This window comes from Parablautia muri (assembly GCF_009917485.1).
Taxonomy (GTDB): Bacteria; Bacillota; Clostridia; order Lachnospirales; family Lachnospiraceae; genus Suilimivivens; species Suilimivivens muri.
The window spans coordinates 26003-48408 of the sequence record NZ_QZDT01000021.1; the positions used below are offsets into that span (position 1 = coordinate 26003).

General features: G+C 44.2%; 23 protein-coding genes. 2 read left to right on the forward strand and 21 right to left on the reverse strand.

Annotated elements, in window-relative coordinates:
- Nucleotides 1-66 precede the first annotated feature (66 nt).
- From D5281_RS13330 to D5281_RS13370, 9 genes are all read right to left on the reverse strand, one after another.
- A complete protein-coding gene (locus D5281_RS13330) occupies nucleotides 67-1509 on the reverse strand; it encodes a recombinase family protein (RefSeq protein ID WP_160560645.1) in 1443 nt (480 codons plus the stop codon).
- 4 nt (nucleotides 1510-1513) lie between these two features.
- Nucleotides 1514-2737, reverse strand: a complete 1224-nt coding sequence (locus D5281_RS13335; RefSeq protein ID WP_160560646.1) for a recombinase family protein — start codon at nucleotides 2735-2737, stop codon at nucleotides 1514-1516.
- Between the two features lie 60 nt (nucleotides 2738-2797).
- Nucleotides 2798-2974, reverse strand: coding sequence for an SHOCT domain-containing protein (locus D5281_RS13340; RefSeq protein WP_160560647.1), 177 nt, complete (start codon nucleotides 2972-2974; stop codon nucleotides 2798-2800).
- Nucleotides 2967-3335 (reverse strand): RNA polymerase subunit sigma-70, encoded by a 369-nt coding sequence (locus tag D5281_RS13345; RefSeq protein WP_160560648.1) that lies wholly within the window; start codon nucleotides 3333-3335, stop codon nucleotides 2967-2969. Before D5281_RS13345 ends, D5281_RS13340 begins: the two co-directional genes overlap by 8 nt.
- A 268-nt stretch (nucleotides 3336-3603) precedes the next feature.
- Nucleotides 3604-3744 (reverse strand): hypothetical protein, encoded by a 141-nt coding sequence (locus tag D5281_RS13350; RefSeq protein ID WP_277935356.1) that lies wholly within the window; start codon nucleotides 3742-3744, stop codon nucleotides 3604-3606.
- The gene (locus D5281_RS13355; RefSeq protein WP_160560649.1) at nucleotides 3737-4039 is read right to left on the reverse strand and encodes a DUF2325 domain-containing protein; all 303 of its coding nucleotides are present in this window, start codon (nucleotides 4037-4039) and stop codon (nucleotides 3737-3739) included. The genes D5281_RS13350 and D5281_RS13355 overlap by 8 nt, the downstream gene beginning before the upstream one ends.
- Before the next feature lie 205 nt (nucleotides 4040-4244).
- Nucleotides 4245-5225 (reverse strand): helix-turn-helix transcriptional regulator, encoded by a 981-nt coding sequence (locus tag D5281_RS13360; protein WP_160560650.1) that lies wholly within the window; start codon nucleotides 5223-5225, stop codon nucleotides 4245-4247.
- Between the two features lie 424 nt (nucleotides 5226-5649).
- On the reverse strand, nucleotides 5650-5838 hold the full coding sequence (locus D5281_RS13365) for a recombinase family protein (protein ID WP_160560651.1): 189 nt from the start codon (nucleotides 5836-5838) through the stop codon (nucleotides 5650-5652).
- Nucleotides 5839-5884: 46 nt separating this feature from the next.
- Entirely contained in the window at nucleotides 5885-6154 is a 270-nt protein-coding gene (locus D5281_RS13370) for a DUF6870 family protein (RefSeq protein WP_160560652.1), read from the reverse strand.
- Nucleotides 6155-6555: 401 nt separating this feature from the next.
- On the opposite strand from D5281_RS13370, the gene D5281_RS13375 reads away from it, so the two are divergent.
- Nucleotides 6556-8232 carry a flavodoxin family protein gene (locus D5281_RS13375; RefSeq protein WP_160560653.1) on the forward strand — a complete coding sequence of 559 codons (1677 nt, stop codon included), beginning with the start codon at nucleotides 6556-6558 and terminating at the stop codon, nucleotides 8230-8232.
- A 40-nt stretch (nucleotides 8233-8272) separates the two neighbouring features.
- Here the strand turns inward: D5281_RS13375 and D5281_RS13380 are convergent, their stop codons facing one another.
- The 4 genes from D5281_RS13380 to D5281_RS13395 all read right to left on the reverse strand — a co-directional run bounded on the left by D5281_RS13380 (nucleotide 8273) and on the right by D5281_RS13395 (nucleotide 12741).
- Entirely contained in the window at nucleotides 8273-9262 is a 990-nt protein-coding gene (locus D5281_RS13380) for an aldo/keto reductase (RefSeq protein WP_160560654.1), read from the reverse strand.
- A 321-nt stretch (nucleotides 9263-9583) separates the two neighbouring features.
- Nucleotides 9584-10042, reverse strand: a complete 459-nt coding sequence (locus tag D5281_RS13385) for a hypothetical protein (RefSeq protein WP_160560655.1) — start codon at nucleotides 10040-10042, stop codon at nucleotides 9584-9586.
- A gap of 66 nt (nucleotides 10043-10108) precedes the next feature.
- A complete protein-coding gene (locus D5281_RS13390) occupies nucleotides 10109-11188 on the reverse strand; it encodes a zinc-dependent alcohol dehydrogenase family protein (RefSeq protein WP_277935357.1) in 1080 nt (359 codons plus the stop codon).
- Between the two features lie 458 nt (nucleotides 11189-11646).
- Nucleotides 11647-12741, reverse strand: a complete 1095-nt coding sequence (locus D5281_RS13395) for a response regulator (protein ID WP_160560656.1) — start codon at nucleotides 12739-12741, stop codon at nucleotides 11647-11649.
- A 369-nt stretch (nucleotides 12742-13110) separates the two neighbouring features.
- On the opposite strand from D5281_RS13395, the gene D5281_RS13400 reads away from it, so the two are divergent.
- Nucleotides 13111-14067, forward strand: a complete 957-nt coding sequence (locus D5281_RS13400) for an AraC family transcriptional regulator (protein WP_160560657.1) — start codon at nucleotides 13111-13113, stop codon at nucleotides 14065-14067.
- A gap of 80 nt (nucleotides 14068-14147) precedes the next feature.
- Here the strand turns inward: D5281_RS13400 and D5281_RS13405 are convergent, their stop codons facing one another.
- From D5281_RS13405 to essC, 8 genes are all read right to left on the reverse strand, one after another.
- Nucleotides 14148-15539, reverse strand: coding sequence for an Mbeg1-like protein (locus tag D5281_RS13405; protein WP_160560658.1), 1392 nt, complete (start codon nucleotides 15537-15539; stop codon nucleotides 14148-14150).
- Nucleotides 15540-15643: 104 nt separating this feature from the next.
- The gene (locus tag D5281_RS13410; protein WP_160560659.1) at nucleotides 15644-15958 is read right to left on the reverse strand and encodes a WXG100 family type VII secretion target; all 315 of its coding nucleotides are present in this window, start codon (nucleotides 15956-15958) and stop codon (nucleotides 15644-15646) included.
- 36 nt (nucleotides 15959-15994) lie between these two features.
- Nucleotides 15995-16294: a WXG100 family type VII secretion target gene (locus D5281_RS13415; RefSeq protein ID WP_160560660.1), complete on the reverse strand. Its 300-nt coding sequence runs from the start codon at nucleotides 16292-16294 to the stop codon at nucleotides 15995-15997.
- Nucleotides 16295-16406: 112 nt separating this feature from the next.
- Nucleotides 16407-16718: a hypothetical protein gene (locus D5281_RS13420; RefSeq protein WP_160560661.1), complete on the reverse strand. Its 312-nt coding sequence runs from the start codon at nucleotides 16716-16718 to the stop codon at nucleotides 16407-16409.
- Nucleotides 16699-16995, reverse strand: coding sequence for a hypothetical protein (locus D5281_RS13425; protein WP_160560662.1), 297 nt, complete (start codon nucleotides 16993-16995; stop codon nucleotides 16699-16701). Before D5281_RS13425 ends, D5281_RS13420 begins: the two co-directional genes overlap by 20 nt.
- Before the next feature lie 81 nt (nucleotides 16996-17076).
- Nucleotides 17077-17379: a hypothetical protein gene (locus tag D5281_RS13430; protein WP_160560663.1), complete on the reverse strand. Its 303-nt coding sequence runs from the start codon at nucleotides 17377-17379 to the stop codon at nucleotides 17077-17079.
- A gap of 6 nt (nucleotides 17380-17385) precedes the next feature.
- Complete coding sequence (locus D5281_RS13435; RefSeq protein ID WP_160560664.1) at nucleotides 17386-17643, reverse strand: EsaB/YukD family protein; 258 nt, start codon at nucleotides 17641-17643, stop codon at nucleotides 17386-17388.
- Nucleotides 17628-22268, reverse strand: a complete 4641-nt coding sequence (essC, locus tag D5281_RS13440; RefSeq protein ID WP_160560665.1) for a type VII secretion protein EssC — start codon at nucleotides 22266-22268, stop codon at nucleotides 17628-17630. The genes D5281_RS13435 and essC overlap by 16 nt, the downstream gene beginning before the upstream one ends.
- Nucleotides 22269-22406: the final 138 nt, after the last annotated feature.

Here is a 22406-nt window from a genome sequence, read left to right on the forward strand (position 1 = left end):
GTCTTTCATTATAGCACGCTTTTTTCTTTTCGTTGCCACCGGTATGGTGGCAATTTGCATCTTTTCTTAAAAATCGCGTATTTCCACCCCATTCTTAAAAGTAAACCTGACATCCTCCCTGCCGTAAACCGTCACATAATCCACCAACGCATACCATGCGCTTTCTTCGAAGCTGTCCACAGGCTTCGACATCCCCTTCAGCGTATCCACCAGATTCTGCATCATCTCCCGCTGTGTCTGCTTTGCCTCAATCCTCTCCTCCACTTCGCCTGGCTCTGCCTTGTCCCTGTCCGGTCCATCCTTCCAAAATACCGTCTCCTTTATTTCCTCAAAGGCTGCGGTGATTTCCGCCCTTTCCTCACAGAAACTGTTAAGCGCCTCGATGAACAGATTTTTGATAGTTTCCTCATCAAAATGGGGGGTAGTGCATTTCTCCCCGTTGTCATACTTGTGGTTGCACTGCCAGATCACCTTCCGGTATTTATCGTTGGAATGCCACACCTTGGAGCCGTACCAGCTCCCGCAGTCTCCACATTTTATCTTTCCTGAAAAAACACCCACGCAGCTACTCCGATTCTTCCCTGGCTTCCTCGCCTTCATCAGCGCCTGGACGCTGTCAAAAAGGTCAGGTTCTATGATGGCCGGGTGGTTCCCTTCCACATAATACTGCGGTACTTCACCCTCATTTACCTTTTTCTTCTTGGAAAGGAAATCCACCGTGTATACCTTCTGGAGCAGAGCATCGCCTTTGTATTTCTCGTTGGTGAGAATGGACTCCACCACCGCCTTGCCCCACACTTTCTTGCCACCTGGAGTCGGAATGCCTTCCTCTGTCAGTATTTTTGCGATTTTATAGGGCGAATGTCCCTGCAGGAACAGCCCGTAAATTTTCCGCACCGTTTTTGCCTGCCCTTCATTGATGACAAGATTCCCGTCCTCACCCCTGTCATAACCCAGGAACCTGCCAAACGGTACGCTGACTTTCCCGTCTGCAAACCGCTTCCTCATACCCCAGGTGCAGTTCTCCGAAATGCTCCGGCTCTCCTCCTGCGCAAGCGAAGACATAATGGTGATGAGCAGCTCCCCCTTGGAATCGAAAGTCCAGATATTCTCCTTCTCAAAATAACACTCACAGCCGTTCTCCTTCAACTTTCGGATGGTGGAAAGGCTGTCTACTGTATTTCTTGCAAACCTTGACACGCTCTTGGTGATGATGAGATCAATACGGCCGGCGAGGGCGTCCTCCACCATCTGGTTAAAACCCTCGCGGTGTTGTGTGGAAGTTGCGCTGACCCCCTCATCGGAATACAGTTTGACAAATTCCCAATCCTCCCGGCTCTGTATGTACCTGGTGTAATAATCGCACTGTGCGGCGTAGCTGGTCTGCTGGTCTTCCATGTCAGTGGAAACACGGGCATAGCCTGCCACCCGCCGCTTCTTTTGGCTGCTGATTGGATCCGCCGTGAAGCAATTCCGCGTGGCCGGTATCGTTGTCACATTCTTAGCCATTTTCTCATCTTCCCTCCATAAACCTAAGGCTTCCATCCTTCAGATAAAAAGCAATCCCCCCTGTTTTCTGCACCACTATCCGTTCTATGGTTTCCTCGAAAAATTCCTCATCGAAGCCTTTTGTCCCCATCAGTTCGGCACATATCTCCCGGAGCTGAGCTTCGGAATAATTGCAGCTTTGGCAGGTGATGCCCTTCTCTTTCTTTGCCCTGCAAAACCATCTCACATGTTCCTTCCCTTTCACAACAGACCTTCGCCGGGTATAGGAACGCCCGCACACACCGCATTTTATCTTCCCCGTAAAAGGGTATATCGGATTCACCTTGGCCGCCCGCCGTTCCATCTCTTTTTGTACCTTCGCCCAGGTTTCCCGGTCAATGATCGCCTCGTGGCAGTCTGCCATGTAATACTGCGGAAGCTGCCCCTTATTTTTTACCTTGTTTTTCGTGATAGGGTCTTCCATGAAGCATTTCTGCCGCCGGATGTCCCCGGCATAAACTTCATTAAAAATCAACTGGCGCACCGTTCCTTCCTGGAATGCATTCCCAAGGACGGAGCGGATGCCCGCCCGGTTCAGATTTCCTGCAATGCCGCGCAGGGAAATCCCCTCCATGTACATCCGGAATATCCACCGGACAGTTTTCGCCTCCTGCGGGATGATGATGTACTTTTTCTGTTCCTCGTCATACCTGTATCCTAACAGGTGCTTGTTTGCCGTCCCAATCTCACCCGACTGAAACCTTTTGCGGATTCCCCATTTGCAATTTTCCGAAATGCTTCTGATCTCCTCCTGTGCAAACGAAGCAAGGATGGAAAGCATCAGTTCCCCATCACCGGAAAAGGAATGAATATGCTCTTTTTCAAACCGCACCTCCACGCCGATTTCCTTTAAATGTCTGACTGTGGAAAGTAGATCCACCGTGTTTCTTGCAAATCTTGATATACTCTTAGTCAGCACAATATCCACCTTACCCGCCTCACAGTCCGCTATGAGGCGCAAGAACTCGCTGCGCCCTGCCGTCCCGGTCCCGCTGATCCCAAAATCCGCATACACCCCGGCATATTCCCACCCAGGGTTTAGCTGTATCAGTTCGTTATAATAACTGACCTGTGCGGAAAGGGAATGGGCAAGGCGGTCTGTATCCACGGACACGCGGGCATAAGCGGCGACCTTCTGCCGCTTCTTTAGAGCCGGCATTTTCGGCTCTATCCTGTTTACTTTCGCCATAAAGTCACTCCTTCCAGGCAAACTCCGTTCCCTTCAACGATACATCACGCGAAAACTGCATTAAGCGAGCGGTTTTCCAGCCAGTAGCATACCCGAAATCGGGCGGTATTTTTCCAGCAGTTTTGTATCTATTATAGTCAATATCTCTTTATCAATGACGCCTTTTTCCAGCATAGATTTTGCAATGGAAAGCGAAATGTAATACATCTTTTCTGCCCGGAACTGTTCTTCAGTCACCTTCACCGCCCCCTTTGAAACGGTCTTTGATGTAGCAGTTATGAGAGCAGTATTTCCGTTTGGAATTGCCGTAGGCTGTAAACGCCCTGCCGCACCCGGCACAGATATGGGTGTAAACTGCTTTCTTGTTTAGCATCTCCGGATGTTCCTTCCACCATTTCTTCCTGCATTCCCCACAGCAGAACACCCTTTTCTTCGTTCCTTCGGCCTGCACCAGCGCTGCCCCACATTCTTTACAGCATCTTCCCATTTCCTCCGATACCTTCCCTGCCCTGTTCCCGGTTAAGCCATTCCGCCTGCAGAACGCCGCAACAGCATCTTTTTTCAGCCCGACCTCTTTTGCTATGGTCCCATAACCCAAGCCCCTGTTACGACTCTTTATAATCGAATTTTTTTGTCCTTCCGTCGTAAGGATCACCTCCTGCCTTACGGCATCTTATGAGTTGCAGGCTTGTCACTATTCGCTGTTATTACATATCGTTTTATGAAAAACCAAAAGCTATGGTGCAACGCCGCAATACAAAAAAGCAGCCTGGTTTCCCAAGCTGCCGTAGGATTTATTCTGAATTCGTCTTAAAACAGGCCACAATATTGTTAATAATATGTATCCTGCCTTTCTGTTTCAATATTTAATTTTCACAAGAATCCTTCAGCCTGCGGACGCTTTCCCTCATTTCCTTTTCATCTGTAAAGCAGCAGGAAAATAAATTCTCTGTTTTTATCCCTGCCAATGTTGGTGAACAGTAGTGGGCAAATACTTCTTCAGACATGCCTATCTTCCCCGCTTTCCGCCATATGGTCTTCCAGAATTACCCGGAGCGCATTTATGGAGCTTGTATGGGAACGAACCGTCCTCACCGGCTTCCCTTTTGTCTGTTCCAATACACTGCGTATCATTTTATGTGAAACCGTACTTGTAAACAGAACCAGCAGATCCGGCAGCCCAATATTTTTCAAGCTTCCTGCCATTTTAGGATATATCTTTACCTTACATTTATACTCTCTGCACAGCTCTTTATATTGACGGACCATACATTCATTCCCTCCGACAATCACCACACTCATTCCGCTTCATCTCCTTTTAGTTAGCGCAAACTAACTCACCATCAAAACAAACGCTGTCACGCTTCGCGAGACAGCTTGTTGTAATAGGAGTCTTTTACAAGGCACAACGAAATTATAGCATCTTTTTTTCTGCCTTTCCGCTCCATCAAAACAGAAAAATGCTCCAAAACAGCACTTTTTAAAGAGCGCCGCCCTAAAACCACTGTTACTGCCATCCTGAACTACCGTGCATTTTCCGATATTCGCCCGGCGTCTCTCCCATAATCCGTTGAAATGCAGAAGCAAATTTCCCGGCATTGCTGTACCCGAATTTGGCTGCTATGTCCAGCACGGCTGTATCCGTATGAATTAGCTGCAAAGCCGCAGACTGCATCTTTAAAACACGGATATAGGAGCTTACAGGAACTCCGTACACACCTTTAAATGCATTTTGGAGGTGGGTCTGCGATACATGGAACCTGTCGGACAGTTCAGCCACAGTTATCTGCCTGTCTAAATTTTCCGAAAGATACACGGCTGCTTTCTTGGCAAGGTCCGACTGCATTTTTGACAGTGAAATGGCAGAGGCGCTGTTTCCTCCCGGCTCTATACTCCCCAGCACTAAAAGCAGTTCCAGGATTTTAACTTTATAATAACCTTTTTTATAGCTTTCCGGTACTGAATACAACTCGGAAAAGATATGCCCGATGTAATCCTGAGAACGGATGATGAAACAGCTTCCTTTTCCGCACAGCCGCTTTGCAAGCTCCCTCGGGCGGACATTAACATCATCCAAAAAACAGGAAAGACATTCTGGTGCGGCATTGATATCAATGCAGACAGAAATTCCATGATAGTGGCTTAGCGGAAAGCTGTATCTGCAAAAAAGCTGTTTCCTTACCGTTACAGACAAATCCTCCGGCATAATATAAGCGCTTCCATCCGCCACTTCCTGTTCCATGCGCCCTTCACGGCAGTGGTGTATTTCCATAAAGTCCCCTTTTCCTTCCTTACCGAAAAAGAAACTCCCCATATGTACGGAATAAACCTTAAGCTCAATCCCGGGAAATACTTTGTATGAAGTGATTTCTGCATCGCCCTGGTCATTTCGGAATCTGTGTATTTCCGGCTCATATTCCGGTAACTTGTCTGATTTACCGCACAGGGTACAGCAGATATTTTTTTCATCCTTTTTTCTCTCATCCATCACGCACCTCTTTATGATAGGAGCTGCCATGCCCACCAGGATGGTCACATCCCCGCTATACACCCTCTATCACAATCAGTTTTGCCATCCCTTCACCGTATCTCTTTCATAACACAATTTCATAAGGCTGTTCAATTGTAATTCTGAAAAACACAACTGTCAAGAGGTCATCAGAAAAAGGCAGCGAATGCAGAAAAACACCCACATATTCCTTTTCCAAACCAAAAAGAAAGAAAATGGCCCCCGTGTATGTCCACCTTGGCAGAGGTGTACGGAATCTGTACACCTCTGCCAAACAGCAGAAGTAAGTTCTCATGGAGCCACAAAAAAATAAGACTCATGGAATGGCAAAAGCCATTTCTGTAAGCCTTATTTACACTATCGCAAGCCATAATACCACATTAAATTGTATCAATCTTTGGTTTTACACATCCACATAGACATCAAACAGCTCCATGTCCTCATGTTTTCTTATATAAGAGCGAATCAGCTCGCGCTGGGAGCTGATACTGTTGCTCTCTGTTTTCACGCTGCCAGCAGCATCCATGCCGGATTTACTGACATTATCATCCCTTGACAGACGAAGATACATTGCAACAAAATACGCTTTCATCCTTATACCTCCTGCTTACCGCAAACGATGCTTGTGATACTGCCCTCTAATATTTTATTTCAGCAGCCTTTTTGATATACTGCTCCATCCTGTCATTTAATGTTGCACCGCATTCTGAATAGCCAATCTTCACCACATATTCCCCTACCTTCACAAGAAAAGGATTCCCTGCTTTTTGCACATAATCATCCACCCTTGCGGCAACGGATTTTTTCATATCAATTTCAATCTCACTGATATCCACCAGCGTTTCCGGTTTCACATCTCTGATATCAATTTGTTCCATCTTCTGCAATTCTTCCCTTGATAATTGCATATTAATCCCCCATTCTTGCCAGTGCCCTCAAATTTGGGCGCAAACACAAATTTGTTGTGTGAAAAATTTATTTTTCACACTAATCCTCCATGCTTCCAATAGCCCTCAAATTTGGGCGTAAGCACAAATTTGTAAATTGAAAAATTTTTAGTTTTTCAATCTAATCCCTCCAATATTACATTGTATGAATTGCGGCGTATGTCCTATTCTCGAATGGAATAGTGTTGCTTTTCACGCTTGACTATATTCCACAAGTAGAATATAATAAATTAGCATCAACCAACGTTATAGATCACCAACCAGCCGATTCATGAGAAAAAGAGAAATAACTATTTCCTTACAGATAGTAGTAAATTTTTCATCCGGATATGAAATTCCCAGGCGGAATTATGGAGGTTAGAATGAATATTTTCGTAATCAATGGAAGTCCAAGAGGAGAGAAAAGCAATTCCTATCAGCTGACCAAGGCATTCTTAAGGGGAATGACCCTGGCCCTTGGAAAAGCGCCTGATACCGAACAGGTCAATATGAAAACCGTATCTGTAAACGAGCTCCACATTCACCCCTGTCTTGGATGTTTTTCCTGCTGGAATAAAACACCGGGAAAATGCTGTATACAAGATGATATGCAAGAAATCATTGAAAAACTCTTATGGGCGGATGTAATCATATGGAGCTTCCCCCTTTATTATTTTACAGTACCAGGCGGACTAAAAAACCTGATTGACCGCCAATTACCTATGTTGCTGCCTTTTATGACAGAGCGAAAGGACAGCTTTGGAAGCGGGAGCCATCCCAGCAGATACGATATCAGCAGAAAGCGAAATATCATCCTATCTACATGCGGGTTCTATACAGCAGAAGGTAATTATGACGGAATTTACAGTCTGTTTGACCACATGTGTGGAAAAGACCAATATACAGCCCTCTGTTGTGGACAGGGGGAGTTGTTCCGTGTGCCCGAATTATCGGAGCGCACAGAAGCATATCTAAAATTTGTCGAAAAAGCTGGACAAGAGTATGTAAAGGGCGGCATTCAGGAATCTACCTGGGCAAACCTAAGGCAGCTTTTGTATCCCAAGGAAACTTTTGAAGCCATGGCGGATGCCAGCTGGGGCATTAACAGAGAAAGCGGAGAGAAAGAATCCGAATCATTGATTTTTACAAGGCAGATGGCAGCCCTTTATCACAAGGCCGCCTATCAGGGCAAAGATTTAGTGCTGGAAATGTATTACACGGACTTAAATGAATGTTATCAGATTCTTTTGGGCAGGGAGGGAAGCAGTGTCTTTACTGACGGATCCCAAACCGCCACCACAAGAATAGAAACGCCCTATACTCTGTGGCGTTCCATTGCCGCAGGGGAAATCCGCGGGGACGAGGCCCTGATGAAGAAAATGTATAAGGTAAAAGGCGATTTTCACTTAATGCTTCAATGGGATACTTACTTTGGAAGCGGGAAAACCAGCCCAGAGGGAGCCATAAAAAAAAATGGCGCCGCACAGGGGGAAGACTGCCGGAATCTCCATATTCCCCCAAGAGGCACCAATATGAATCTTCTGTTACTTCCCTGGATTATATTTTGGGCGGCCGCATCCATCCATAGCTATAACGGCAGCCTGTTAAGTATTGCTTCCTGCGCAGTTATTCCGCTTTTGTTCTATCGCAATAAAAAGACAATCTATGATACACTCACCGCAGCTTTGGTAATTGGATTTTCCCTGGGCATTTTTTTAGGCGCCCCGAAACGTATTCTATTGCCCTTATCATATCTATCTTTTGGTATCATGTGGACCGCAAGCTGTTTTAGAAAAATACCTCTCACAGCCCACTATTCCCTAAACCAGTATGGCGGGGAAGGCGCTCTGCAAAATCCGCTCTTTCTGAAAACTAACCGGATTCTCACATTCATGTGGGGCATTTTATACCTTCTGACTCCCATATGGACCTATTTTATAATGGGAACAAGGATCACCGCCCTGACTGGCGCCATTAATTCCATACTGCCCATTTTCATGGGGATTTTTACCGCATGGTTCCAGAAATGGTATCCGGCCAAGGTGGCAAGCGGTGACTAAGGCTGCAAGTATTGCTTCTTAATATGCTGTTACCTCTGTGCTATCCCCTGTTTTGTGCCATAACCCCCACCAACGCATGGGGAACATAAGGCTCCTCCAAATATGCCAGTTCCGTATCATCAAGAACCAGGTCAACCGCCTTTGCCGCTCCCTCCACATGATGAAACTTCGTTGCCCCTGCTACCGGGGCCGTAACCTTTGTTAAAAGCCATGCAAGAGAAATTTCCGTCATGCTTACCTCATGTTTTTGGGCCAGTTCTTCCACTCGGGAAATAATCTTCCTATCCTGCTGTTCTGTTCCATCATATTTTAATCTGGCATAGGCATCCTCTGTCAGGCGCTTAGAAGATTCGCCAGGTTTTTTGGCAAGTCTTCCTCCTGCCAACGCACTGTAAGGTGTCATGGCAATATGATCCTCCGCACAAAGCTTTGCCATCTCCCTTTCTTCCTCCCGGAAAATCAAATTGTAATGCCCCTGTATGGAGACAAATTTTGCAAATCCTTCCTTTTCTGCCAAAGCATTTGCTTTAGCAAGCTGCCATGCATAACAGTTGGAAATACCAATATAGCGGGCTTTTCCTGCCTTCACCACATGGTTAAGCCCTTCCATGATATCGTAAAGCGGTGTTTGATAATCCCACATATGATAAATATACAAATCCACATAATCCATACCAAGATTTTCAAGACTCTTATTTATCATTTGCTCAATATGCTGTTGTCCTGTTATCCCTTTTTCAATTTCCTCCTGGGTTCGCGGCACAAACTTCGTTGCCACTACAACATCCTCTCGTTTCACGTAATCCCGCAATGCCCTTCCCAGGTACTGCTCACTGGTACCGCCCTGGTATCCAATCGCCGTATCATAAAAATTGATTCCAAGCTCCAGCCCGTGCATTATAATCTCACGGGAATGCTCCTCGTCAAGAGTCCATGAATGCTGTCCTTTGCCTGGGTCCCCAAATCCCATACATCCCATGCAGATGCGCGAAACATTCAGTTCCGAATTTCCTAATTTTGTATATTGCATCACACCCTCCGTTCCTGCCGCCCCTTTCAATCAGGAGATAAGCATAAATTGTTTTTATTTATAAGCCTGCCCAACGCTTCCCGTCCTCCTATCAAACTTGCTTAATTTTATAAAATAGATATTTCTTTCCTGAAATATCTATCATGATATATTCTTTTTAACAAAATATCCAATACTTATCATGAATCACCACTAATGCCTGAAAACTATATTTCATGATTTGAGCTTTTTTACTCTTTCACAGGTCAGCCCATCCATAGGACATTCGAAAAATGTCTGTTTCGCGGCAGTCGCCAAATATCTATGATATGCTTCGCATCTCTAAACACGTCTACTTGGCTCGTTGCCCGCGAGAATAAATAGAGATTGGCTTAACAATATAATTACACACTCCCCGGAATCAATCACAGCCACCAAAACTCCACTTCCGGTCAAATATGGATTTCTTCTTGTAACAGGAAAAATGCAGGATGCCTGCTTTCCCTGCAGAGTTGAAAAGTAAAGCCTTTTAGGCTTTTCCACATATTCCACCTCGTCAAGCTGCGAAAATGTATCAATCAGCTCCTCCGGTATAGTCACAATTGCATACCCGGCAATCAGCTCCTCCACACCTATGACATTGCTTTGCAGTCTTCCAATATCTCCATTATATTTGACAATTAATTCCCATTTTCTTGTTTCTTCTATGAAACCAACACCGAGCTGCGCTGATTTTTTCCTCTCTGCTTCCTCCACACTAAGTGCAAGTCCAAGTAAAACCTCTAATTTTTGATTTGCCATACGGCCTCCGGATTTTACATTTCTTTTATTATTTGCACTATATGCGAAAAGGCGAAATGGGTACCTTTACTCTTGAAAAACAACGGCCACCTTGCCGCATTTTCCGCTTGCCATCAGAGCATATGCTTCATCTGCTTTTTCCACTGGAAATTCATCTGTCACCAGATCCCCAGGATGAATCCCCCATCTCACCAAATGCTCAACCAAGTCCATCATTCTCCATGTGGAGGTAACCCATGAACCATAAATGGATTTCTGCGAATGCATCATATCTGGGCTTGGGTTCAGGCTCATGGTATTTCCTTCCCCCACCAGCGCAATTTTTCCCCAGTCTCTGGTGGCACGGACAGCGGTCTGTCTTCCGGCATCGCTTGCAGAGCAGTCTATGGCGCGCTCTACACCGTGTCCGCCGGTAAGGGCAAGAATTTCATCTACTGCTGTGTCTGAGGGCTTAACCACATAATCCACCAATTCCTTCTCCTTCGCTAATTGAATGCGGTAATCATTCATCTCCACGCCAATTAATTTCTCTGCCCCCATTGCCTTGCACAGCATAAGGGTTGCCAGACCTACCGGCCCTAGTCCCACCACTAAAACCGCGTCATCACCGCTGATACCGATTTTTTGAAGCGCCTCATAAGCCGTCCCAAAACCACACGCAACAGATGCCCCATCCAAATAGGTAAGCTCATCTGGCAATGCAATTAAATCCTTCTCATCACACAGCATATATTCTGCCATTCCACCATTTCTCTGCCACCCGTAAGCCTGTCTGTTCTTACTGGTGCATGCTATCGCATATCCCATACGGCAGTTATAGCAGATGCCGCACCCCGAAATATGATACACAATCACACGGTCTCCTTCTGTAAACTGTCTGGTTCCAGGCCCTGTCTTTGCCACTACGCCGCATGGTTCATGCCCTGCAATCATTCCCGGTATATATCCTTCTGCCCCCTTACCCGTATGCTCCCTGTAGATAGCACGAATATCCGAACCGCAGATTGTACTAGCACGGGTTGCCACCAATACCTGTCCATAGCCTGGATCTGGCACCTTAAATTCTTTCAATTCAACTGTACTGTTTCCCGGCAATATTGCACCTGTCATTTTTTTTGCAATACTCTTTGGTACCATCCCTTTCATCCTTACATACCTTCCTTTCTTCTCAATACTTTTCTTCCCAAGCTTCATTGCGCAAAACATTTTACCTGTCAAAAAAATCCATAATACTGGTGGACGCAGCGCTCTCACCTACCGTATTGCAGAAAGCGCCGCTGCGCTATCGGTATTTATATTTCCCTTCAATTACCAAAAAGAGGCAGCTGCTGCAAATACAGCAATCTTAATTACTCAAAATTATATTGAAAGCTTATAGGTTATTACTCTGAAAAATAAATTTCTATAAAACAATTTTCACAGACAAATTTGTGCTGATGCCCAAATTGGCAGGTGTTGGCAGCATGGAGGATTTATATGATTTTACTTTGTAAGTCAATGTAACAATTAACACCCCTCTGCAAGCGCAACAGCGGGGTGTTAACATTTTTATTTACCGTACTATGTATTATGCTTTTCTGTCTATTGACTTTATAATTTCCTGCTTAACCAGAATAAGTATCTGCCAAGTGTGCAAATTCCTCCTTAACTGCCTCAAAGGCCGCCAAAATCTTTGGCGAGAAGCATCCGCATTCTCCGTTCATAATCATTTTGCTGGCGGTTTCCTTATCAAAGGCCTTTTTGTAAACCCGCTCTGATACCAACGCATCATAAACATCCGCAACAGAAACAGCCTGAGCTGCAATTCCGATTTCATCGCCCTTAAGTCCATCCGGATATCCTAAACCATCGTACCTTTCATGATGATGCCTGCAAATATCATAACAATAATTAAAATAATCTTCATCATCCATCCGAACAAAGGATGCTATCATCTCCGCGCCCTTAGTGGTGTGTGATTTCATGATTTCAAATTCCTCTGAAGTAAGTCTTCCTGGCTTAAGCAAAATATTATCCGGCACAGTAATCTTTCCAAGATCATGCATAGCCGCAGCCTGGGTAATCATATCAATCTTTTCATCCGTCAGTCTGTATTCAGGATAACGCTTCATAACCTCTATTGCCAATGCCCTGGTAAATACACGGATTCTCTTTACATGCTGGCCTGATTCCATATCCCGGAATTCTACCACATTGCTCATGGCATCTATCATAGCATCATTCATCTTCCGAAGTCTCTGGGCCTGTTTCGTCAAAAGCTGATTCTGTACTTCAAGCTCAGCCGTCTGTGCTTTTACCAACGTTTCCAGTCGTGTTTTATAGGCATACAAGTCAATATTATTTTTGACCATCTGCTTCACGGTAGGTGCATGATAAGGCTTATGAATATAATCTACCACACCGTATTCATACCCGCGCCTCTCATATTCAACGGAGGTTTCCCCCGTAATCATAACAATAGGAACTTTGGAAATCAACTCTTTTTTACTAAGCGCCTCAAGAACCTGGAACCCATCCATCACAGGCATAACGATATCAAGCAGTACCGCTGCAAGTGCAGAAAAATTCTCCTCAAAAAGCTTAATTCCTTCTTTGCCGTTTGCCGCCTCTAAAATATCATACTCATCCGCAAATATATTCGCCAGCATTGCACGATTAATTTCCATGTCTTCAATAATTAATATCGTTCTTTTATCCATTTGATCTTTTGGATCCTCCTTCTTCAAATGTATCACTTCACCCATTCGTTCTTTCAGAGAAAAACTATATCAAGTAGATTATAACAACTTTATTATCAAAAATCCACTAAAATTTGAGTCTATACCTGCAATCGTTGTTAAAATTGTTGTTAAAGCGTTACTTTTCAAGAGTTAGGAATGCATACATGCTGTTTTTGGGTCATGAAAGAGAGCATACTTTATCCTAAATTAAACTTTTTTGCAACTATTTATATCTCTTGAATCTTTTTCAAAAATGCATTAAAATATCATTATCTAGTATAGATTCTATTCAAGATCCAAATTGCCAGAACAAATATAAAATACTATATCTCAGACAAGGAGGAATCTATGTACGCAGCTGACAATACTGATGCTAACCTTTATGCGGACGGCACTGTCAGAGGCAGTGAAATCAGCTATCCCGTCCAAGTTCAATTTATTGATCTTTCTAAAATGTATATGCAACGAGTCAGGTGGCACTGGCATCCGGAAGTCGAAGTACTTCTTATCACGAAAGGAAGAATCATTCTCACCACAGATAACAAAGAGCCCCCTCTTGAGGCCGGACAGGGAATTTTCCTAAACCAAAATGTTATGCATTCCGTCCATCCTGCAGATACCAAAACAGACTGCTGCCTGTATTCTATTATGTTTGACCCATCCTTTTTATTTGGGTATGGAAATACCCTGATAGCCGGGAAATATCTTTCTCCGGTATTAAATTCTCCTGCCCTTAAAACTCTGCTCTTGGATTCGCAGGACTCTATTTCCGGCAAACTGATGGATAACATTCATTCCGTCATTTCTACTAACATGGATAAGGAATACGGTTATGAATTAATCACCAAATCCCTGCTTTGTCAGTTCTGGGTACAATTGTTAGAGCTTCTCACCCCCCAGGCTGCCCCGGGCAGTCAGCCCCATAGCCTGTCACTGGACGAAATCCGGGTAAAGGATGCCATTTTATTCATTGAAAGTCATTATGCAGAACAATTAACTTTGGAACAAATTGCTTTTTCCGTACATATTAGCAAAAGTGAATGCTGCCGCTGTTTTAAAAGAGTTCTGCAGTTCTCTCCCATCGAATACTTGATGCGGTACCGGATTTTAAAGGCTGTAACTATGATGCAAGATAATGATCCCACTTTTCGGAATATATCAGATCTTGCTTTTAGCATTGGTTTTAATAATGTAAGCTATTTCAATAAGGTATTTAAACAGTATGTTAAATGCACTCCAACTGAGTACAAAAGAAATTTAAAAACCGCCGCAGGAAAAAATGCCGTAAATATCATGTTTATGTAACAGGCTTATATCTATGTAATGGGTATGTTTATGTGACTGCAAAACTTTGATTTTTTGCCAAACTGCACATAAGCCGGAATTTATCCTTTTATTTGTGTCTGTTCGTCCCAATAGCGGTATTTTTCAGCCATAGTCTCCTTAAGCTGCGCCGCCCTCCTTAATTTTTCACCAAGCTTTTCTATCTCCAGGGCTGAGAGTTTAAGCCTGTGGTATAACGTACTGCTTCCTTTCATATATAAGGGAATGGCCTCAGCCATATCCCTTATTTCTGTTGCCAGTTCCTTTACGCGTACAACCGTGGTCTTGAACTCGATTGCCTGTTTTTGTAGCTTTTTACTATTTACCTGGAGAATAATAGGTTCAGAAAGCCCTCGCAGTGCCGCCTTCTTGTTGAAAAAAGACTCTAAAAAGCTTATGCCCTCTTTTTCCTGCAGAAGACTTTGGGCAATCAGCGGAAGCCCCTGGAAGGTGAAATCTCCTAAATCCGACCATGTCACCTTTTCCCCGTTTATCCCCTTCTTTTCACCCTTTGACGCTTCCATAATCTGCATGATGACAGATGCACATCCATCCCTTTTTTCAGGTAATAGATCCATCACTCCTGCAGATAGTACAGACGCATATCTGCCAAGCGCTCCCTGGCCTGCCACATCCTCATTTTTCCTTCCATTAAATATTGTAACAATTCCGCCGGCTCCCACATCATAAGTAAGGGCGGCAAACATATATTTGATATCATGATAACCGGCAAAGTTATTCTTTTCCACCGGTGTCCTTATGTATCGAATATGTTCCTTTGGGATAATGGAATTTCCAAGAACACTGACATAGTCATTTTCCCCATGCAGCCCGTACAGTTTGTCCCTCCTTCTCTCGTACCCCTCCTCTCCATATCTGCCCTTCCATTCCTCTATTGCCTGTTCGGAAAAACCCTGTCCATCCACCGAATAGCATGCATCAATCAATCCATGATACCTGGACTCCATGGTCACGAACTGTGCTTTGTTCCCTCCCTTAGAGTGACCCGTTACAATAAGGCGCTGATGTTCGTTTAACTCCATTGCCTCCACCACCTCCTCAAAGTAAGAAAGGGCGCTCTCTTGCTGGGTGGACGAGATGGAAGTCATTCCAATTCCGTTATCCGGCCATTCTCCATCACCGGTTCCCCGATAAGCGATATAAATGCAACTCTGATCCGGGGAAGTAAAGGTACATGCGGCAGTTCCTGCATCATACCCCATATTTGTACTCTGGCAGCTGATTACAAGATTTCCTACTGTCTCATTTAAAGCTGCTTTTTCAACCACAGTATATTCTCCATAGTGAACGCCACCGCCGCCATAGTCCGGATGTTCCTTAAGAGACAGTAAAATTTCATTTAAAGTAGCTCCATCCGGCGCTTCCTTATAATCAAGATACATAAAAGTATCTAACACCATACTCATCTCCGCATCGGACAGCTTTTCGCTCATCCTGGCTCCTCCTCCCTTCCATCCCGCCCTTTATCCTTTTCTTAACCGCAAAAACGAGGCTTCTCTCAAAATGACCAAATCAAATCTATTAAGTTTTTGGAACTCTACACGATAACATTCGTATTTAAACCACTTCCCTGCTCGGCATTTCCTGCCTCCGCTCTCTGATAGCCGGCTGCCATTTCCTGTAAATCCTTTACATGCTCCTGCACCATCCGGTAAAGCTTATCCATGTCGGCCTGTAAGGAATTAAATTTACTCCCATATGCGCTGGCCGCCTCTCCCTGCCAGATACCTTTCATCTCCTGGATCTGTGCCATCATTTCACTGGTAAGATTTTTCATCTGATTCCCAGTTGCTGCAAATTCCCCTGAAGTCTGCATCAATTTTTCAGGCGTTACCTTTAAAATACCTTCCATATCAATCCTCCATTCTCTTTGACAACCAACAAATTTCTAATAATTCCTGGCAGAGGCAATCTCTCTGTTCCTTGTCTCTGCCTGCTCATATCTGGCTACAATTTCCAAAAGCGCCTGCACATACTGCTCAATCAGCCGACAGAAAACCTCCATCTGCTGCCTGTCCCGCAAAAAGGCCTGATGAAAAGCATCCTTCGCCATTCCCTCCCACATACTGCCCAGGGATGCCTCCTGCTCTCCAAGCTGTGTTGCCTTCGCCTTAAACTGACTGTTTAAATCCATAATTTTTCCTGCTTTACTTCTTAACTGTGATGATGTTACCTGAAAAAATGCCATATAGATTCTCCTTTCAATTGTAATTGTTTCCCTGCTTGCTTCATCCTTCGCCGTTTCCTATCTGCTTTATCCTTTTTCCGCCCCTACTGCTAAAAACCTTTAGGCTGTTATCCTATCTATAGCTTCTAAATACTGCAATTTGACTGTTGGTCATTTCAGACTGATACATTTTTTTAGCCCACTCCTCCATTTCCTCAGCCACTTTATTCATTTTCTCCGCCTCTATGCTGATACCTTCCAGGATTTTCCCTTCCTTCTGAGCCAATACATCAGCACATTCACTATTCCAGCCCACCTTAATCTCGCAAATTTCCTGCATCAATTCTACTTCCGAAAAATTTTTTACGATTTTCGAAAGTGCCCTAAGCTGCTTTGATAAATGCAAAATTTCCGTAAAATGCATTTCAATTTGGGACTGTAACATTTACATTGCTCCTCTCCGCTTCCTCATATATCAAAGCCATACTTTTCAGTTTACCAAGATGACTTTTCAATCTTTCAAAAACATCCATTCCTTCCTCCTTCCAGACAGCAAATTTTTTTCTTATTACTGCTGTCTCTTTGCAGGAAAAATATTCTTCTAATTTATCAGCGCTCTTTGCTGCTTCCTGATAAGCGTTTTGTGCCAAGCCCAGCAGTTCTTTCCATTCCTCCTCCTTTTCTTTCAGATATTCCGTTGTAACCAGTATACGTTCTCCCAAAAGCTCCCTCCTTGCTTTCTTCTCTCCTTCCACATAACTACTGTGTCCGGTTACCATTAAATAAGCTACGGAAGTCAGTTTTCAACGAAACCCTTCCGCCTCTGATACCATACTTTTTTCTAGTTCCGTCAATGTTTGTGCCAATTCTTCAACCGAAAGAGTGATTTTTTCCATTTCTATCATTTTCTCCCTGATTTCTGCTATTCCATCCTGAAAGACTTTTTCCCATTGCAGCCTTGCCTCACTGTCAAAAACCCTTTTCAGCGCTTTCTCCTCCTGCTCTAAAATATCGAGAAAATCCTTCACCATCGTCAGATTTTCCTCTATTGACACTATCCATCCGTTAAGACCTGCTGTCTTAAGCTGTATACTCCAGTCCCCCATAGCTTCCTATATTAAAATCAGCCTATCGCCATCCTGCACTCCCTGCTGCTTTAATGTCTCCTCCTGTCTTAAAATACGCTCTTGACCCAGGGAATACAGATAACTGTCCCCATCTTCCCTTTCGGGTATTTTTTCCTGCTTTGAAACCAGCGTCTGAATATCCTGCATCAATACCCTGACTGTCAACCCCTCATCCAGCTCAAAATCGTATACTCTATCTAACGCCGGTATTTGTATATCCACCAAAATCATTCCCGTCCCCATTCCTGCCGACATCCCTTAAATGCAGGAAGCAGCATCTTAATCGTCTCTAATCCCGCCCCTTCTTTCAAATAGCCAATGCCCACAGGCTCATGTTGATTTTGTTTGGCATAGCTTAAATCGTCAAAGGATAAGGCTCTTTGTGCCGCCACATTACCTCCCAGATGAATCCCCTGCTGCCATCTAACAAACTCACTGAAAAAACCTGTCCCTACTGCCTCATAGTCCTTGGCCGGATGATAAATTCCTGCTAAAAATGCAATTTCTCCTTTCCCCATGGCCGCATTTTCCCAAAATGCAATTCTTTCCTCCCGCATCTGCCCTGAACGATAAAGGAATCTGCAAAAACTCCCTAAGTCGCTTATAAACACACTAACCGGCAATGCTTTTGCAGTTTTTTCTTTTCCTGTAAAATCCAGCTGCCATTTTTCGATCTCCTCGTCACCCTTGAGCATGATAAGTCCATCTTCCTCCTGCAAATCCCTAAATCTACTCCCGGTATCTAATATCACCACTTTGTTATGTTGATAAAGTGTGCTTTCAATCAGACATCGCATCAACGTCCTCCTTCCGGTCCTTTCCACCCCTGAGATGAAAAAGCAAGCCGCCTTTCCTATGCTAATTCCATAGATTTCACCGGTAGATAAGCAATATCCTAATGGTAATTCCCCTTTCTTCCAATGAAAACCGTCAACAATTTTTCCATATTCTACCTCTTTGGGTATAACCGGAAACTTTTCCGGCAGAGCTTTTCCCTGACTACGCAGATACTCCTCTCTTTTTCTTCCTGCTTCCTCCACCAACTTTGCGTATGCATAATCCTGTTCCTCCAGTGCAAGCGCTGCCTGAAACTCCAATACACGCTCCTTAACCCGACAAAGCCCGCGTCCCTTTTGGTTTTCTTTCGGCAGTACCGGAAGATAGTACTGTCTCAATATATCGCCATATTGAAAACGATCACTCATCTCAAGGGCCAGGGTTGTCTTAATCTTTTCAAATATCCTTCCTCCTATTTCTCCTGCTCCGGCTGCTGATAAAATCAAATAAAAACCAAGATTAATCCCCTGTGCTGCCAGCTTCATAAAAAATTCTTCCTGTTTTTCCTCCAAAACCTTATAGAAGCTTCCAAAATTATCTATTACAAGGAATACCTGTGCCAGATTCCCCTTTCCCGATTTATTGTATTGCATGATATTTGTTCCTGAAAGGACCTTTTTCCTCTCGCGGACAAGCCGCTTCAAATGATAGAAAAAAATATCTTTCTCTTCTTTTTTCTGAAATACCGCCAGACAATTTGGCACAGTACCAAAGCAGCTAAAACTCTCCTGCCCTATATCCGCCACCATAAAGATTGTCTCCTGATTCCTATCACACGTAGCAAGCTGCCACAAAATCGTTTTCAGCAAAGTAGTTTTCCCGGCAGCCGGGCCTCCGCAGACTGCCAAATGCCCCTGTATGTAAGGCTCATAGGTAAGCACCTCCTGACGCTGATTGCCGGGATCGTCACATAATCCAAGCATCAGCTTTATACCGCCATCTTCAACTATCATCGCACCTCCCTCCTTTTGTGCATTCTCTTTCATTTTCTCATTTCTTATCTCTCCCCTTCCATCTGCCAGCTCCTTAATCAAAACCCTTTCAGGAAGCTCCGGCATCCAAAGAGCCTTTGCCTTTCCATACCCTATCTTTACCGCTGTCTGGCCTACATAGCGAACCAACATATCAATCTGGCTGCAATGCTCCGACAGACTGTTTTCTGCTTTCCCAGGCATTTCCATCCTTTGACCTGTATTTTGTATCAGCGCGGCCCGCGTCCTTATTTCTTTCTCCTCCACATAGCTTCCCCCACAATATCCTGCCTGAAATAATTCATAATACTCATAATTTCCAATCTGCAGGTAGCACTGTCCCGGAGATGTCAAAAAAGCTGCATCTTTATTGTGAAGCATATCCATACTGTCCTGTGTATCCTGTACGCGCAGGCACATCCTGAATCTTGCATTGCTCCAAATTTTATCATCCACTGTTCCCGCCGGCTTTTGTGTTGCAAGAATTAAGTGTACGCCCAGACTTCTCCCCACCTGAGCCAATGAAATAATTTCCTGCATAAATTCCGGTTCCTCCTTCTTCAGCTCCGCGAACTCATCTACTACCAAAATCAAATGGGGCATAGGCGTATCCCCTTTTCCCTCCCGGTAAAGTCTGGTATAGGCGTCAATATGATTTAACTGAAAACGGCTTAAAAGCCTTTGTCTTCGTTTGTTTTCGCTGGTTATGGCCGACATGGCCCTTTTGATTTGATTTCCTGATAAATTAGATATAACACCTGCACAATGAGGGAGTTCTCTCAGTGCATTTCCGGTTCCTCCACCCTTATAGTCAATCATAAAAAAGTTGACATCCAAAGGGCTGAAAGATACCGCCATAGACAAAAGATATGTCTGCAAAAGTTCGCTTTTTCCAGATCCGGTGGTTCCGGCAATCAGCCCGTGAGGCCCGTGGAATTTCTCGTGTAAATCAAGGTTTACTATATTGCCTCCCGCCCTGTATCCTATGGGAACCTTAAGCCGTTCATCGCATCTTGCATACTTCCACCTCCTCTCACTTTTCAATTCCTCCACCCTGCCACATCCATAAAGCTGTAAAAAACTTACCTGTTCCGGCATATGTCCGCCGCCCTCCGTCTCCCTCACCCGAAAACCTGCCGCTCTCCGCACATATTCCTGGGCATGTAAACTGTTACAGGTCTCAACCATAATTTTCTGCCTTGAAATCTGCTCCATCCCCAGACTGAAAATTTCCCCTACTTCTCCCTCTTTTTTAATGAAACAGCGGCAGCTTTTCGGAATATTTTCTCGTTCCTTTCCGAGAAAAACCGCACTTACAGGATATTTTTCCTCTGGATCCGTCAAATATTGATACAAAGGCTCCTCAAAAATCAATTCCTCCTCTAACACAACCACAATATACCATGGAATCCCTAGTCCCCCTTTTGACTGTTCCTTCCCCCTCTTTAATTCCTTCGTCAAAACCGGAAGAATATTTGCGACCTCCCTCTCACTGCCCGCAATAAACCTCACCTTCCGATCTCCTGACCAACTGTGGGGCATCCACCTTAGACATTTGACAATTTCCTGATCTTCTGCTCTCTCCTCCCGGTAAAAACAGGCTGTCTTTACCTCCGTGTAACAGTGGCAGGCCATAATCTGCATAAGGAGCTGAATAAGGATTCCCCTGGCCTCTTTTCCCATGATACCCACCTGCCTGTTCTCATAGAAATCCATTTCCACAGGCGCCCTGTCCAAAAATTCATATTTTTCCATAAGCTCCTCAGCCCGCTCCACAAGCTTTCCTTTCACAATAGCCTTCTGTGTACTTGAAAACTTTAAGCGAATCTGAAATGGTATTTTTCCTTTTCCAATACGGAGATACAAAAAATTCTTTTGCCTGTAATACCGGTTCCAGGAAACCGCCACCCTCTCTCCCCTTTCTCCCATAAACGCTAAAAGAGGCGGATATCTTTCCTCCAAAATCATCCTGTTATCCTCCATACAATCCTGCAGGTAAGTCTCAAGTCCATTTAGATATTCTACATATTGCCTTTCCTTTTCTCTGTTTTCCCGCTTTTTTGCTCTTTCCCTGTACCAATAATTGGCCAGTGCCCAAAAAAGGGCAAGAAATGCACTGCTCACACTCATAACCACCGACATATGGTAAAAGCTTTTGCCAGTCCCTTCCATAAACTGACCGCTAAGCTGCGCCATAAGCAGCACCGGCAAAACCATTGTAAGCATGGGACCAAGGCTTAAAAGCAAAGGCTCCCTCTGCTCCATTCCCGGCTTTTCCGGCAATACCATCTCCACCTCGCCCACATGGAGCTGCGCCTCCTGTCCACACCTGCGTTCTATCCACTTCTTCTCTTTTCCCTCCTGCAGCACTGCTACTCCCAAAGATTCGTCTCTACTTCCCGGCCTGTTCCTGCCCATAGCAATACGGCACACTCCACAAAAAGAGACACATACCAATATTCCCTTCAATATCAAAATATGAAGTCCATAAATATCCACACTGTCTCCACAGCTTAAAGAGGTACGCTCTCCAAATGCCCTTCCATTTATATAAACGCCTTTATCCCCCAAGCATTTCATCATAAACTGCCCATTCACATACATAATTTCTGCATATATTTCCCCCACCAGAGAAAAGCACTCATAAAAAACCTGATTCTTATACCCTTTTCCAATTACTATCCGCTCCTCCTGCCTCGGCACAAGCACCCCGGATGTCAAAAGGCTCCTCATTTCTCCGGACAGCAAAAACAGCAGCATTCCATCCGGCTTCTTTTCAGCCATTTTCGCATCATAATATATCTTAGTATCACAATATATTTTCGTATCGAAATAAAAAGGAGCATTTTCACACAGCTCTTTTCCATCTACCTGCCAGCATTCCCCATTCCATTCCAAACCGACCGTTATATCCTCCTTCAATCCTGTATCATTTGCAGGCAAAACCAGCCTGCCCATTTTGGCCTGTTCCTCTGAAAGCCGCCTTCTCATGCAGCGATATGGACTGAAAATCAGTAAAATTCTACTCCTTACCCCAACATCTTCTTTTTCTAATGACAAAAAATATACCTCCGCGTTATAAAAACTAAAGCATTGTCACACTCTAAAAACCAATTCATTCTTACACAAATTTCTCATGGAAAAAATTGAAAATACTACATTGAAAAAAGAATTTAGACTTTGATAGATAAACTAAAT

Bases quoted from the DNA above. Each gene is read 5' to 3' on its own strand.
- D5281_RS13380 (WP_160560654.1), bottom strand. From the start codon at position 9,262: ATGCAATATACAAAATTAGGAAATTCGGAACTGAATGTTTCGCGCATC.
- D5281_RS13335 (WP_160560646.1), bottom strand. From the start codon at position 2,737: ATGGCGAAAGTAAACAGGATAGAGCCGAAAATGCCGGCTCTAAAGAAG.
- D5281_RS13390 (WP_277935357.1), bottom strand. From the start codon at position 11,188: ATGAAAGGGATGGTACCAAAGAGTATTGCAAAAAAAATGACAGGTGCA.
- D5281_RS13420 (WP_160560661.1), bottom strand. From the start codon at position 16,718: ATGTTACAGTCCCAAATTGAAATGCATTTTACGGAAATTTTGCATTTA.
- D5281_RS13355 (WP_160560649.1), bottom strand. From the start codon at position 4,039: ATGAGTGTGGTGATTGTCGGAGGGAATGAATGTATGGTCCGTCAATAT.
- D5281_RS13370 (WP_160560652.1), bottom strand. From the start codon at position 6,154: ATGCAATTATCAAGGGAAGAATTGCAGAAGATGGAACAAATTGATATC.
- D5281_RS13385 (WP_160560655.1), bottom strand. From the start codon at position 10,042: ATGGCAAATCAAAAATTAGAGGTTTTACTTGGACTTGCACTTAGTGTG.
- D5281_RS13405 (WP_160560658.1), bottom strand. From the start codon at position 15,539: ATGAGCGAAAAGCTGTCCGATGCGGAGATGAGTATGGTGTTAGATACT.
- D5281_RS13365 (WP_160560651.1), bottom strand. From the start codon at position 5,838: ATGAAAGCGTATTTTGTTGCAATGTATCTTCGTCTGTCAAGGGATGAT.
- D5281_RS13350 (WP_277935356.1), bottom strand. From the start codon at position 3,744: ATGTCTGAAGAAGTATTTGCCCACTACTGTTCACCAACATTGGCAGGG.
- D5281_RS13395 (WP_160560656.1), bottom strand. From the start codon at position 12,741: ATGGATAAAAGAACGATATTAATTATTGAAGACATGGAAATTAATCGT.
- D5281_RS13375 (WP_160560653.1), top strand. From the start codon at position 6,556: ATGAATATTTTCGTAATCAATGGAAGTCCAAGAGGAGAGAAAAGCAAT.
- D5281_RS13430 (WP_160560663.1), bottom strand. From the start codon at position 17,379: ATGGGGGACTGGAGTATACAGCTTAAGACAGCAGGTCTTAACGGATGG.
- D5281_RS13435 (WP_160560664.1), bottom strand. From the start codon at position 17,643: ATGGGGACGGGAATGATTTTGGTGGATATACAAATACCGGCGTTAGAT.
- D5281_RS13400 (WP_160560657.1), top strand. From the start codon at position 13,111: ATGTACGCAGCTGACAATACTGATGCTAACCTTTATGCGGACGGCACT.
- D5281_RS13415 (WP_160560660.1), bottom strand. From the start codon at position 16,294: ATGGCATTTTTTCAGGTAACATCATCACAGTTAAGAAGTAAAGCAGGA.
- D5281_RS13360 (WP_160560650.1), bottom strand. From the start codon at position 5,225: ATGGATGAGAGAAAAAAGGATGAAAAAAATATCTGCTGTACCCTGTGC.
- D5281_RS13330 (WP_160560645.1), bottom strand. From the start codon at position 1,509: ATGGCTAAGAATGTGACAACGATACCGGCCACGCGGAATTGCTTCACG.
- D5281_RS13410 (WP_160560659.1), bottom strand. From the start codon at position 15,958: ATGGAAGGTATTTTAAAGGTAACGCCTGAAAAATTGATGCAGACTTCA.